General features: G+C 32.8%; 12 protein-coding genes. 4 read left to right on the forward strand and 8 right to left on the reverse strand.

The genetic code is table 11. The annotated features are described in order from the left end of the window. Nucleotides 1–416: 416 nt before the first annotated feature. The 4 genes from O3629_RS07135 (at nucleotide 417) to O3629_RS07150 (ending at nucleotide 4635) form a co-directional block, all read left to right on the forward strand. Nucleotides 417–1193: a dimethylarginine dimethylaminohydrolase family protein gene (locus O3629_RS07135; protein ID WP_150905024.1), complete on the forward strand. Its 777-nt coding sequence runs from the start codon at nucleotides 417–419 to the stop codon at nucleotides 1191–1193. Between the two features lie 86 nt (nucleotides 1194–1279). Beyond that, the gene (locus tag O3629_RS07140; protein ID WP_150905026.1) at nucleotides 1280–2716 is read left to right on the forward strand and encodes an amino acid permease; all 1437 of its coding nucleotides are present in this window, start codon (nucleotides 1280–1282) and stop codon (nucleotides 2714–2716) included. A gap of 32 nt (nucleotides 2717–2748) precedes the next feature. Beyond that, entirely contained in the window at nucleotides 2749–3828 is a 1080-nt protein-coding gene (locus O3629_RS07145; RefSeq protein ID WP_150905028.1) for an alanine/ornithine racemase family PLP-dependent enzyme, read from the forward strand. A gap of 27 nt (nucleotides 3829–3855) precedes the next feature. Further along, complete coding sequence (locus tag O3629_RS07150) at nucleotides 3856–4635, forward strand: dimethylarginine dimethylaminohydrolase family protein (protein WP_150905030.1); 780 nt, start codon at nucleotides 3856–3858, stop codon at nucleotides 4633–4635. Nucleotides 4636–4944: 309 nt separating this feature from the next. On the opposite strand, the gene O3629_RS07155 is transcribed toward O3629_RS07150, so the two are convergent. From O3629_RS07155 to O3629_RS07190, 8 genes are all read right to left on the reverse strand, one after another. Further along, nucleotides 4945–6429 carry an RNA-binding domain-containing protein gene (locus O3629_RS07155; protein WP_150905032.1) on the reverse strand — a complete coding sequence of 495 codons (1485 nt, stop codon included), beginning with the start codon at nucleotides 6427–6429 and terminating at the stop codon, nucleotides 4945–4947. A gap of 622 nt (nucleotides 6430–7051) precedes the next feature. Then, nucleotides 7052–8317 (reverse strand): site-specific integrase, encoded by a 1266-nt coding sequence (locus tag O3629_RS07160; protein ID WP_195412084.1) that lies wholly within the window; start codon nucleotides 8315–8317, stop codon nucleotides 7052–7054. 90 nt (nucleotides 8318–8407) lie between these two features. After that, nucleotides 8408–8668 carry a hypothetical protein gene (locus O3629_RS07165; protein ID WP_195412083.1) on the reverse strand — a complete coding sequence of 87 codons (261 nt, stop codon included), beginning with the start codon at nucleotides 8666–8668 and terminating at the stop codon, nucleotides 8408–8410. Then, nucleotides 8665–9315, reverse strand: coding sequence for a replication protein (locus O3629_RS07170; RefSeq protein WP_195412082.1), 651 nt, complete (start codon nucleotides 9313–9315; stop codon nucleotides 8665–8667). Before O3629_RS07170 ends, O3629_RS07165 begins: the two co-directional genes overlap by 4 nt. Nucleotides 9316–9617: 302 nt before the next feature. Then, nucleotides 9618–10205, reverse strand: coding sequence for a hypothetical protein (locus tag O3629_RS07175; RefSeq protein WP_195412081.1), 588 nt, complete (start codon nucleotides 10203–10205; stop codon nucleotides 9618–9620). Further along, complete coding sequence (locus O3629_RS07180) at nucleotides 10205–11281, reverse strand: ATP-binding cassette domain-containing protein (protein ID WP_195412080.1); 1077 nt, start codon at nucleotides 11279–11281, stop codon at nucleotides 10205–10207. Before O3629_RS07180 ends, O3629_RS07175 begins: the two co-directional genes overlap by 1 nt. Then, nucleotides 11281–11595, reverse strand: a complete 315-nt coding sequence (locus O3629_RS07185) for a hypothetical protein (protein ID WP_195412079.1) — start codon at nucleotides 11593–11595, stop codon at nucleotides 11281–11283. The genes O3629_RS07180 and O3629_RS07185 overlap by 1 nt, the downstream gene beginning before the upstream one ends. A gap of 96 nt (nucleotides 11596–11691) precedes the next feature. Beyond that, nucleotides 11692–12225 (reverse strand): helix-turn-helix domain-containing protein, encoded by a 534-nt coding sequence (locus tag O3629_RS07190; protein WP_195412078.1) that lies wholly within the window; start codon nucleotides 12223–12225, stop codon nucleotides 11692–11694. Nucleotides 12226–12480 lie beyond the last annotated feature (255 nt).

Consider the following 12480-nt stretch of genomic DNA (forward strand, 5'->3'; position numbering starts at 1 on the left):
TTGATTTCAAAGGCTTTTGTTTACTCAATTATTTAACTTCTATATAGATATCAACCGATATCAACTTTCTATTTTGAAATACCAAAATACTTGATATTATATGTTTTTGAAACTAGTTTCAAAGTGCTAATATTGACATGCAACAATTAAGTGGTAGAATAGAAATAGAACATGAATTGTTAACTAGAAAGGAATAATCTCGGAAACAATATTGTTAACATTTTCATGTAAAACAGGAAAAATGATGTGCAATGAACTTAGTTTTATTGTATTTCAATAGTTGCTCAAAGTAAAGATGGCGTCCATTATATGTCCCATTGTTATTTCCTCTACAAAAATGTAAGCGCATACACAATGGGGCATGTTTTCGGTTGTATCACTCAGACTTTACAGGATATATTAGAGAGGTGTAATTTATGAAACGCTTTAAGAATGTAATTGTTCGTATTCCTGGAAGAGGAATTAGTGAAGGTATTACTTCTAATCCAGAACTTGGAAAACCTGTTTATGAAAGTGCATTAGTTCAGCATGAACATTATGTTGAAGCTTTAACTAAATGTGGAGTCAAAATTAATGTGTTACCACCAAATGACGATTTTCCAGATTCATGTTTTATGGAAGATACTGCACTCTGTACAGATAAATGTGCTATAATTTCCAGACCAGGTGCGGATACTCGTCGAAATGAGACTCAACTAGAAGACTTCCGTAAACTGCTATCTAGTTTTTATTCAAATGTTCATGAAATTAAAGCTCCAGGAATGGTTGAACCTGGCGATATTATGATGGTTGGCGATACCTTCTATGTTGGGAAATCAGCCCGTACAAATGATGAAGGTTTTGCACAGATGAAAGAAATATTAGAGGGATATGGTAAAACGGTCATTCAAGTCCCGTTGGAAGAAGTATTGCATCTTAAGACAGGAGTCAATTATTTAGAGGATAATAATTTATTGGTTGCTGGTGAATTTGTTGATAATCCTTTATTTGAATCATTTAATAAGATAGTTGTTGATTCTGATGAAGCATATGCCGCAAACTGTATATGGGTTAATGGAACTGTTATTGTTCCAGCCGGATATCCTAAGGTTCAATCTGCCGTTGAACATTTAGGATATGATGTTCTTGTTGTCGATACCTCTGAATATCGTAAAATTGATGGTGGTTTGAGCTGTCTTTCATTACGTTTTTAATAAAACAATATATATGATGGGATAAAGATTTTCTTTTTCCCATCATATTTAAAAAATAATTTAATTTTTATGGGGAGGATAGTTATATGACTGAGAAAAATACTGTCCAACAAAATGTTAGTCTACTCGGCTTAGTTGCTTTAACAGTTACTACGGTAATAGGTGCAGGGGTTTTTAATTTACCACGTGATTTAGCAAAATCTGTAGCTCCAGGCCCTGCTTTAATTGCACTAGTATTTGCAAGTATTGCCTTTGCTGTTTTCGTTTACTGTTTGAAATATCTACAAGATCACTATCCAGATTTAGACGCAGGAATTTTTAGTTTTCCAGAACAAGGATTTGGAAAGTTTATTGGATTTTTATCTTGTGTAGGATATTGGCTATCTATTGTTGTAGGTAATATTTCATTAGGAGTACTTTCGGTAAGTTCTCTTGGATATTTTATTCCAATGTTTCGTGGGGGAAATAATATCCCTTCTTTAATTCTGTTATCAGTTATTTTATGGGTCTTCTACTATATATGTGCGTCAGGAGCGAGAAACGCTTCATTAGTTAATACTGTTATTTGGTTTGCAAAAATGATTCCAATTGTAGTATTTATTATAGCTTTATTGATGGCATTTAAGGTAGATGTATTTAACTCTGGACTGTGGGAAAACGCTTTTGCTTCAAATGATTTACCTTCATCTATAAATGGTCAAATTGGAACAGCTATGAGTTCAACTATTTGGGTGTATGTTGGTATTGAAGGGGCATTAATCTATTCTGCACGTGCGAAATCGAAATCAGATGCATCAAAAGCAATTGTGATTTCTTATATTGTAATTGCAGTGACGTATCTCTTGCTGACCTTCTTAACCTTTGGAGTACTTTCACAAGTGCAAGTTTCAAAAATGGAAGTACCTGCATTAGGTGGCATATTAGAGGCAGTCGTAGGCAAATGGGGAGCAATTCTAATGAACCTAGGTATTGCACTTTCAGCAATGGGATGTTGGTTCGGATGTTGTTTATTTGCTGGTGAAATTTTAGATGTTGCAGCGAAGCATGAAATTGTCCCTAAATTCTTTGGTGTTGAAAATACTGTTGGGCAACCAACAAATTCATTACTGGTATCCACAATTATTCAACAAGCATTTTTCATTACCATTATAATCAATGAATCAATTTATAATGTTATGGCTTTATTTGCTTCAAGTACAATGTTGGTTCCATATTTCACAGTTAGTTTGACTATGATTAAAAAATCAATCAGGTTTGATAACGGTTTTAAATTGAATGCTTTGCTTGGTTGTATTTCAACTATTGCAATGGGATATTTGATGTATTCAACAGGCTGGAAGTATATTATTATTACAGCACTTCTTTTCGCCCCTTGTATGATTGTTTACTATTTGGCTCGTAAAGAAAATAATAAGAAATTCCTCACTAATATCGAAAAAATTATTGCCCTAGTAATAGTAGCCTTGGCAATTGTCAGTCTAGTCCTGATTTTTAACGGTACAATTGATTTATCTACCATGTAAAAAATAATAATAATAGATTTGAGGTGAACAACGTGGGTTATCCAAAGTTTGTTATTGATAAGAAAAAGTTAAAACATAATGCCAAAAATGTATTAGACATGTGTAATGATATTGGAATTGAGGTTGTTGGTGTAATAAAAGGAATTAACGGACTTGAAGAAATTATTAAGACATTAATAGATGCAGGTTTTAAAACGTTGGCTTCTTCGCGACTATCTCAATTGAAAAGAGTAAAAGAGATTAATCCAAATATTCTTACTTACGACTTACGTATACCAATGCTTAGTGAAGTTGATGAATTAGTTTCTTGTGCAGATATTAGCTTGAATTCTTCGTTAGAGATTTTAAAAGAATTAAACCGGGCTGCTTCAGAGCAAAATAAAATTCATAATGTGATTATTATGACTGAATGTGGTGATTTGCGTGAGGGAATTTTTGACGAAGAGGAATTGCTGAATACAACACGTACTGTTGAACAAGAATTAAAAAACTTACATTTATTAGGCGTTGGAACAAATCTAGGGTGTTATGGCTCAATTATGCCTACCCCAGAAAAAATGATGGAACTGATTTCAAAGGCTGAAAAAGTTAGTAAAGCAATTGGACGTAGGATTGAGGTTGTTTCTGGGGGTGCTTCAACTAGTTTACCTTTAGTTGCAAAGGGATCTATGCCAGAGGGTATCACGCAGCTAAGAGTTGGGGATGCGTTGTATATTAGTGATTTGGATGATTGCTTTGATTATAAGGTATTTCCTGATGAAGATGAAGCATTTACGCTACAGGCGGAAATTGTTGAATTGAAAAACAAACCAAGTCATCCAATTGGTACAATTGCAGTTGATGCATTTGGAAACAAGAAGGAATATGAAGACAAAGGTATTCGTCGCAGAGCTCTGATAGCGGTTGGAAGGCAAGATTTAGGAGATTGTTTACATCTTCGGCCATTAGACTCAAACATTGAAGTAATTGGTGGTAGTAGCGACCATACGATATTAGATATTACTGAAAGCGAACATTGTTACGAATTAGGAGATATTGTTAGTTTCCATGTAATGTATGAAAATCTATTGATGTTAAGCCAATCTGAGTATGTTGAAAAAGAATATATTTAGAAGAATATGATTGCTGGAGGAAGTAATATGATAAAATATGAGAATATTATTGCTAGAAAACCATGTAAAGCAATGCTTGAAGGAATTAGTACAGGAATGTTCAGTGACGATAAGCCTATATATGAAAAAGCAATTAGTCAGCACCAAGAATATGTTGATGCAATTGAAAGTTTAGGAGTAAAAGCACTGGTTCTTGAAGCTTTAGAGGAATACCCAGATTCATGTTTTGTTGAAGATCCAGCAGTAGTAATGAAAGAATGTGCAATTATTACTAATTCCCCAAGAGAATCGAGGAACGGTGAAAAATTTGAAATTGAACCTGCTATAAAGAAATTCTACGCTGACGAACAAATCTTTCACATTGAATCCCCAGGAACGATGGAAGGTGGAGATGTAATGCTTGTAGGAAAACATTTCTATGTAGGTTTATCTGATCGTACCAATAAAGAAGGTGCTAAACAATTTGGTGAAATAGTTTCTCAATTCGGTTACACTTCTTCCACAATACCAGTGACAGAAGGTTTGCATTTGAAAGATTTTGTGATTTATCTAGAAAATAACAATATGTTGGTTAGTGCAAAAATGAATGAAGTTCCCGAGTTCAGAGAATTTAATAGATTTGTAGTTCCTAAAGAGGAATTATATGCAATTAATAGTTTGTATATAAATGGCACAGTGTTAGTTCCTGCTGGATACCCAAAAACATTAGAACATATAAAAAATCTAGGTTACCCTGTAAAAGTCGTTAATACAGACGAATTTAAGAAAATCGATGGTAGTTTAACCTGTTTATCTTTGCGTTTCTAATTTGTTTAGTTACCCTCAAGAATAAAAAGATTATTTTAAAATACTATTGAGAGTAATTTTCCATTACTTACAGCAAAAGAAACACTCTAATTCACATTCTGATATGAGACCTCTTAAGTAGACATGGTAAATACCCAAAATCTATTTAAGAGGTCTTATTATGGATTCCATATTTCCTATGGTAGTTTTACTCACTACAGAAATTATAGAGCCCAAAAATGCAGGCTTGTTAAGTCTGCATTTTAGATTCTGAAAATTTTGGAAAAGTAAGATAAAGGATAAACATTAGTTTTTGAACAGGTTTAATGTTTAATACATAGTCATGAAATCTCCAAGATTTTTGATTTGTTGTTTAATAATATGGTATTGTTCGGTTGAACTTTTGGGGAGAACATATCTTGTAGAGCGTCCCTTACCTTCTATCTCAATATACTTTTTATTTTGTAGAGATTTCAGGTTTTCTCTAAATTTATATTCGGTCATTAAAGAATTTTCGAGGACATCATTTTTAGTAATGCTACCATTTTTTATGATATATTCAAGTATTATCTTTTCATTATCTGATATGTCTGAATAAGAAGATAATAAATCTACTTTCCAGATTGTAACAACAGTACTATCAAAGGTAGTGCTTACTTCAGGAATTTTTAGTTTATATTTTTCGGAAATATCAAAAATTTTCGGTCCGCCTGACCCAGCTTTTTCTGACATCCCAATTCTACGGAATAATGAAGAGATTGTACTGTTTCGCGTTTTGGAAGTTCCGCCATGTATAAATTCAGGAATAGAAATTTTCATCTTACCTGGATTTTTAAATTCATAGAAGTCTTGATAAGCCGTAATAACTATAGGAGAATCAAAATCATAGTAAGCATGCATTAAGCAATTTACTAAAGCTTCACGTATAGATTCAGATAGGTCTTTCTTGAATGGTAAACGATGAGCAGATTCGTTATTAAACTCAAATCTATCATTTGTTGTAGTAGTTAATTTCTTATATGCTAAATTGAAAAAGTCGAACATGTTTAAATCAGGGTACATCATATCACCTGTTGAAATTCTATCGTTCCACCTAGTTGAAAGAGAGGTATCTTTTTCAAAATAGTCTAGTTGAAATTTTGGATAACGAGAAATGATAGAGTTATACTTTCCAAAGAATATCAGTCCTCCTGCGGTTAATTTATATGTATTATTTGTTCTATCTTTTTTAAATACACCAATTTCGATTAGAAAATCTCTCAAAGAAATGCTATTATATTTTGTGTTTCCAGTAAGTTCAATTAATAACTTTTTGTAATGTTCTATTGTATCTAAATTTAGGTCGTTTTCATCAAAATTATTAAGTAACTCACTATCAATATCATCATGAGAACTCGTCATCAGATACTTGAGCTCTTCTTTGTCAAGTCGAACATCACCTTCACCTAATCTTTTATATGATTCACGATAATCATTTTTTAGATGAACAGGTTTTTGGTCAGGGTTGGCTTCTCTTACAGTGACTACTATGAGTTGTTTATCTTTGTTTGGAATGTCAATGTATTCAATGTCATTATCAGTAAGTAGATTACAACTAACTTTTTGTTTGTTTGCAACCAAAGCAAATAAATTGTTTCGTATTTTTTGAGGATTATTGACTCCTTGGTAGGGGTCGATATTTTTTTCATCTATTCCGAGAATTATTTTTCCGCCATTGGTATTTGCAAATGCTGAGTAGGTTTCCCAGAAAGATTTTGGTAGACTATTTTCAGCTTTTTTGTATTCTAAATCAACCCCTTCAAAAATTAAGTTCATTTTTTCCCTTTCCTAAAATACAATATTTCTTAAAGTTTTTTACGATTATCACGCGAAAAAATAAATTTGATAGATAACTACTAATCCTTGATTTCATAGTCTTTATAAGATGTCATCTTAAACCGTCGTGCGAAAATCACGCGAAAATCACGCGAATATTTTCCATCAAAATTCGATTTAAAAGCTTGTAGGACTTTTAATTGTGAAAGATAAAACAGGCAGATTTAATTGGAACTTTTTGATGGAATTTTTAAAGCACTATTGCGTGAATATATAATTCACTCTATTATAACACAATGATAAGAATAAATAGATGTCGGAGTATACATAGGAAAAAGAGAAACCTTATCGTGAAGTTTCTCTTGCTTTTAATTGTCCGAATCTTTATTTTTATTTCAAAAAAAGTAGTGAAAAAGGTAGTGATTCGGTTGGTTTTTAGTGCAATAGTTCGCATTTGGCAAAAAGAAAAAAGTCGTTGAAATTGATTTTCAACGACTTTTTAAACGCAATTATTTAACTTCAGTAAAGGTTGTTAATGGTATTTTAGCACTCTTTAAACGCCGTCATATCAACGTTTTTAGATTGTTCTTTAGAAAATGTAGTCATAAATGTAGTCATTTTGCTATGCTGTCAATTTTGCAATTTCTTTGAGATAGATTTCAACTGCTTCTGCCTTCTTTTTCGGTGCCAATTCAGCATAAGTATCCATTGTCGTTTTAATCGACTTATGGCCCATTCTTATCTGGAGCTCTTTCCAGTTTGCACCAGCATTCAGCATTAAAGAAGCATGTGTATGGCGGAAAAGGTGAAAACCATAGTTTGGTAGTCCTAACTCGGTTAAACGCTTTTTAAGCGTTGCACGTTCATTTCTGTCACACATATAGTTCCCGTAAATTGTAGGGAAAATTAAGTCTACAGTTGGTAAATCGTGACTCACAAAATAATCACTCATCTCAGCATGAAAAGCTTTCAAGTCATCTAAGACTTGTCTCGGGACTGCAACTCTTCTGTTACCAGCATCCGTTTTGGCACTGTTCTTACAAACAATCTCGCCCTTAATCCCAAGTTTCTTATTTCCAGCTTTCCACATTAGCGTTTTATTGACGATAATTTCATTAGCATCAAAATCTAAATCATTGATCGTCAAAGCTAGAAGCTCGTTGATTCGAAGTGCAGAAGCTAATAGTGTATCGCATATAACCTTAAATCTTCGATTTGCTCGAGTATCAGGAAGAGTATCAAGATAGTTCAGCCAAATAGCCAAGTCATCTCCATGCAATACCATGATTCTCTCCTTTACCACCTTCGGTTTTGGAGGGATTTTTACTGTCCTAGCTGGATTATGAGAAAGTTCGAAATTCGTAATCCCATAATCGAAAATATCACTAAGCTTATAGATAACTGCACCGAAATCTTTGGCGTGTCCCTTTTTGGATTTTTTAACACCCGATTCAACAGACTTTTTAGATTGTAGAGCTAGCTCGTTAACCCAAATCTGAATATCAGCAGATTTTATCTCTTCAGGCTTATATTCTCCAAACTTAGGGATAAGATAGGTATCAAGATAGCTTCGAACTCGGTTGATCGTATTCTGAGAAGTCACCCAAGTTACAAAACTGACAAACCACGCTTCTGCTAATTCCTCGAAGTTATTAATCGACAAGGTCTCTTTTAGAGTTGATCCCTTCGCTTCAAAATCAATCCGAGCTTGAATGATTTTCCTATCCAGACTTTTTAGAGTTTTAGCAGTTATAGATGATGTAATTTTTTTTCCAGTCTTAACATCTACACCAATATACACACCACGTTGCGTATAGCTAATAGTTCCATTATTCTTGATACTTTTAATGACTTTTCGATTGTTGTGAATGATAGTTTCTTTCTGCATAGTAGCCTTTCACGTTCGGATATATAAAAGGCTAAAATAACAACCTCACATTATTCTATGTGATATTACTATTTTAGCACATTTTAAATATTATGGAGTCAAATAATCTATTACATCATTCATCTTATAATAGACTGTTCGAGTTCCTTCAATGGGTGGCTCAAGTCTTTTGAGTCCTGTATTTTCCCAAGATTTTAAAGTGTTTGGGGAAATCTTAAAAAGCGAAAGTAAATCTTTTTGAGTGAGAATATTGTAATGCTTATTTTCATAATTATGACTCTGAGCCAACGTTGTCAAAGAAATTAATAATCTCTCAATCTGAATTAATTTCGTTAATTCACTAGAAGTCATCGATCCAGATCTCCATCTCTTTTTTTATTATTTTTTTTAGGTTGCATGAGCAACTTACTTTTTTCCAGATCTTTAAATTGTTCTTCTCTCTTGCTATATCTCATAGAATCAAGAAGTCTCGAGAAAAAGTAAGTTTTTTGTATAATCAGACGAAGCAGATCAGGGTCATTTTTACGAGCATAACTTACTAAACTGCCAAATTCAGTGAATCCCATTGTATCAATAATATCAAGGGCGTAGGCTAATAGAGACTCATAATCATTTTCAAGTAGAAATTTTTTGCGATCAAATCCACAACCCGACTCAATATCATTTGGATCATACTTAGTTTTCTCTGGATTCTCAGCGTGAGTGAAGTAATTATACAATCCTGAAGCAGACATGACAATTTCGACATGTTGAGGAGTATGTAGTTTTTCAGTCAACAATTCAGAAACTTGTGAATAACTTTTTAGAGAATCAAAGAATAAAACACCATGTTTGTGAGGTTTTTTCAGTTCTCCTGTTTCTTTGTTAACATCTTTATCATGCCAAGGACTTAGCACGTAAGGAATTTGCGTCCCATCAAGAATATCTAAATAATCTGTTGGAGCACTATCTCGATACATTATGAACGTCCATTTATTTGAACGTCGATTTTTCACCATGATTTTTTACCTCTTAAATTACTAATTTAAAAATTTTCGATAGATGATTTTCGGTATATGTGGACTTCCTTTGTTTAACAATAATAAACATTTGATTGCTTGTTGCTTGAAATTTAACATCATTTTTACCTCTGCCTAATTCATTTTTTAAAAAATTTGTAAAAATTTCAGTGTAATGCCTAAAACTTTTGATTATTGATTATTGATTCAATGGGGGTCGTAGTAGCCCCATTGAATGTAAATTGTTTAAGAAAATAGAGTGTGTTTGACTTTCACGATGTGAGTCAAACACTCTATTTTCACTATCTTTTTGAACCTTTGTAAAACAGTCTATTTCCAATTCTCTCTGGAGATGAAAAATAAAATTTAGGATTGTAATTCGAGATTTCTTCCTTAACATGTGATTCCATGTTTCTAAAAATTTGTTGTGATTGTTGAGAAGTAGGATACTTTAGAACAACTACTACATTTTCATTTCTCACATCAACAATACTGTCAGAAACAGATTTGTTAAAATCTTGTGTAATTGGATTTCTTTGGAGACTATTTACACTAGAGATAGTCTCGTGTTGTATTAAAAAATAACGTAGTCTTATAGTTTGTTTCACTGATTCAAAATAGTTGGGTATTTTGTCTGTTTTATATCTATCCGTCAGCTCAATTGTTAATAAAATTGTAAGAAGGATAAACAACATAATAGCAACTAATAGAAATATCATAGAAATCAGATACAATTTATTTTGGATTATGATAATTTTTCTTGAAAAAACTTCATTATCAAACAAAATTATTAAAAGACGAGAAGTGATACTCAAGATAGCATTAAAAATTACAAAAACTAAAAGATATTTAGATAGATTGAATGTCTTCTGAAAAAATGTCTTCTCCATTACAAAATACCTTTCTTTGTATAATAAGTCGGACAGAGCAACGGAAGCACTTGGTAGGGATGTTCATTGTCAATGATTTGAATTAAACCTGTACCTTTGCCAATAGGAATCACAATCCCTTCTGGATCCAAATCTGGAAACAGAAATTGAGTTGTCTTCTTGTTGATATTACCAATTTGAATAAGCACATTCAGCTGTTCGCGAACGGAAACCGGTATTGTGTTATGATCGAAACGCTGACTAACTAACAGAAGATGAACTCTAGTCGCTCGCCCAAGAAGAGCAATCTGGGATAAGAGTGAAAAGAAGGATTCTTTTATTGTTTTATTCACACCTTCGGATAATGCCAAAACTTCATCTATGACAATAGTTAAATGCTTAAATTTCTCATCAGGATTATCGTATAGTGCTTCTTGTCGTTTTTGAATAAGATTCAAACACGAACTAAGGTTTTCATTAATTTCAGACACAAAGTCTGACTTAGAGCGATTGCGTTGAGGATGAATGACTGCAATACTATTTTCGCGTGCCCAGCGTGAAGGGGTGTCAAATTTAGGATCGACAATGATTAAGTCCGAAAAGTTTTTAAGTAAACTTAGAAAATAAGTCAGAGCATACGATTTACCAGATCCGCTGTTTCCTGCAATAGCCATCGAAGTTACTTTGTTAAAATCAAGAGTGAGATTCTTCATAATCGGGATAATATTTTTTTCTTGTTTCAAAACAAACTGATCTAAATCTGAAATTAAAAGCCGTTTGGAAATCCCTTGCTTCCAAGGGAAGAACAACCCTCGTTGAACATGAATATCATCTGTTTCAAGAGCAAGGAAATAAGCAGAATTTTGTTTAAGTACTGTATATCGTGGATAAAGCGCAGCGTTAGCAATCAGAAAAATCTTCTGATAGAGATCATCATCAATGATGTACCCAGCTGGCAATCGTGGGATAAATAGAAAACCATCTTGCAAAATCCTCGTTGAAAAACTGTTCGTGTAACTACTTTCTCCCTGCATAATACTGCCAAGCCCCATATTTAGGGCTTGGAGCAAGTATTGAGCGAGCTCTTTATCATTCATTATTTAACCTCTTTAAGATTATTAGCTCGAAAATAAACATTGTAACCAACTTCGCAAGCTTCAAGATTGTCAAAATCAACCATTGCTAAATAAGACGGAAGTGCAACTTCAGATTCAAATTTTACTTGAAACGGTGGTAGCCCTTTTTGAGTAAACCATGCTTTGTGTCCAATAATCTCTCCAGTTGGTTGACCGTCTTCAAATTTGATTTGCGCTTCGAATTCAGTACTTAGACAATGAATTGGTTGTTTCTGATCAACATATTGTTTAGCTGTGTTAGCTGAGTAGCCATTTTTACGATTATTTGTACGCATAAACGTACCTCCTTTATTTTTTCTTAGCTAAGATAACTACAGTTTATCAAAGAGATTATTGATAGACCGTCAAATTTTTTGACGGTTTAAAAAACATTATTGTGATAATAAACAAGCTAATTCACTAAGCCAGTCGCAGATTTTCTCTGAAATTTCATAGGATGTTTCTTCAACTGGAAACGTTGGAAAAAGATCTAACAAACTTACGATAAATTTGTCAATAATATGTTTTTCAAAATTTTCAAATTTAACTTCATTATTTCCATATCTCCTGTTCAAAAATTTAAGTAGTTGTAGTCGGAGCAATGAATTTTCAAAATGTGAATCTGTTTTTACAGCTTCTAAAATTTCTGAAATAAGTCTTGTACAAAACTCTTCGTTTGGGAAAAAAAGATTTTTAGGTATATTAATTCCCAAGCTTTCTTGAAATGCATCTGCTACTTCACTAGTCATATTTCGATTCCCTTTTAAAATTTCTCTAATCGTAGTACTACTGATCATTTTAATATCATCCTGACCACATGTTAGACCTATTTCATCTTGTTTCAATCCCTTGTTTTTCATTTCCTCTTTCAAATACTTACCTAATATTTTTACATATATTGGACAAATGATTTGTTTATTTCGCATTATACTACTCTCCTTTTTTGGGCAAAAAAAAAGAGCCATCTGAACGATGACTCTGATGGCTCTTTCATTTTTTAATATATAATAGTAGTATGCCATAAAAAGGTGAACTTAAAAAACAGCTTGGAGCACATTGCCCCCTATGTCAGATTTTAAATATAATAAATGTTTTATGTACAAACAAATACCTACTGAAGCGCTATACTTCAGTAGGTATTTGTTTGTATCAAAGTTTTAGAAAATAGTCTAATTCAACCG

Origin of the sequence: Streptococcus sp. 27098_8_12 (assembly GCF_041432115.1) — a bacterium.
GTDB classification, from domain to species: domain Bacteria; phylum Bacillota; class Bacilli; order Lactobacillales; family Streptococcaceae; genus Streptococcus; species Streptococcus parasanguinis_V.

Bases quoted from the DNA above. Each gene is read 5' to 3' on its own strand.
- O3629_RS07135 (WP_150905024.1), top strand. From the start codon at position 417: ATGAAACGCTTTAAGAATGTAATTGTTCGTATTCCTGGAAGAGGAATT.
- O3629_RS07140 (WP_150905026.1), top strand. From the start codon at position 1,280: ATGACTGAGAAAAATACTGTCCAACAAAATGTTAGTCTACTCGGCTTA.
- O3629_RS07150 (WP_150905030.1), top strand. From the start codon at position 3,856: ATGATAAAATATGAGAATATTATTGCTAGAAAACCATGTAAAGCAATG.
- O3629_RS07155 (WP_150905032.1), bottom strand. From the start codon at position 6,429: ATGAACTTAATTTTTGAAGGGGTTGATTTAGAATACAAAAAAGCTGAA.
- O3629_RS07160 (WP_195412084.1), bottom strand. From the start codon at position 8,317: ATGCAGAAAGAAACTATCATTCACAACAATCGAAAAGTCATTAAAAGT.
- O3629_RS07165 (WP_195412083.1), bottom strand. From the start codon at position 8,668: ATGACTTCTAGTGAATTAACGAAATTAATTCAGATTGAGAGATTATTA.
- O3629_RS07170 (WP_195412082.1), bottom strand. From the start codon at position 9,315: ATGGTGAAAAATCGACGTTCAAATAAATGGACGTTCATAATGTATCGA.
- O3629_RS07175 (WP_195412081.1), bottom strand. From the start codon at position 10,205: ATGGAGAAGACATTTTTTCAGAAGACATTCAATCTATCTAAATATCTT.
- O3629_RS07180 (WP_195412080.1), bottom strand. From the start codon at position 11,281: ATGAATGATAAAGAGCTCGCTCAATACTTGCTCCAAGCCCTAAATATG.
- O3629_RS07185 (WP_195412079.1), bottom strand. From the start codon at position 11,595: ATGCGTACAAATAATCGTAAAAATGGCTACTCAGCTAACACAGCTAAA.
- O3629_RS07190 (WP_195412078.1), bottom strand. From the start codon at position 12,225: ATGCGAAATAAACAAATCATTTGTCCAATATATGTAAAAATATTAGGT.